At 35.0% G+C, this 586-nt stretch carries 1 protein-coding gene; it reads right to left on the bottom strand.

Annotated features, from left to right (window positions below; all coding sequences use genetic code 11):
* Window positions 1-586: hypothetical protein (locus Q7L73_RS28630; RefSeq protein WP_304715809.1), on the bottom strand; the 586-nt coding region annotated here is incomplete at both ends.

Below are 586 nucleotides of genomic sequence, written 5' to 3'. Positions count from 1 at the left end.
TCAGCCGCATTTTTCTTCAAAGTTTTATTGTTCGATCTGACTAAGTTGTCTTTTAATAATTGGTATTCCTGTTTATTGCTTGAAGAATTGCCGGTCCTATTTACTCGTTTTAGGACTGGTTCAGAATTCCTCAAAAATTCATCCAAATATACAAGTGGATCGATCCTACCCCTTGCGCTAAAGAAGTATATGTGCCTACTAACGCTTGTCTTTGTCTCTGTCACTAAACACTGGATTATTACTCCCAGATACTTATTTTGGACTAATTTAAATGATTTCGGATCAACGTTCTTAATATCGCTGAATCTTCCACAATTGATGAAAGTAGCTAGGAAGAGGAATTGGTATAAAGTTTTTGTTTTTGTAAATCTCGAAGTATACTCAAACGAATTTAGTATTTTCTCAGTGATCTCCCAGATGCTTTCACCCTCACTTAGAAGTGCTTTAAGCATTTTTTTACTGTGGCTATTTCCCTTATCTGCTTCTTCCGATGATTCGAACTGTAATTGCAAACTACTTACAATATCAGTGATATCAGATTGATGTTTTTGTCCATAGTAAGGAATAATTGTAAATTCCCAAGCAG

The organism is Conexibacter sp. CPCC 205762, from assembly GCF_030646155.1.
Taxonomy (GTDB): Bacteria; Actinomycetota; Thermoleophilia; order Solirubrobacterales; family Solirubrobacteraceae; genus Conexibacter.
The sequence above is the reverse complement of the archived record's forward strand: the minus strand, read 5'-3'. Positions and strand labels throughout refer to the sequence as shown.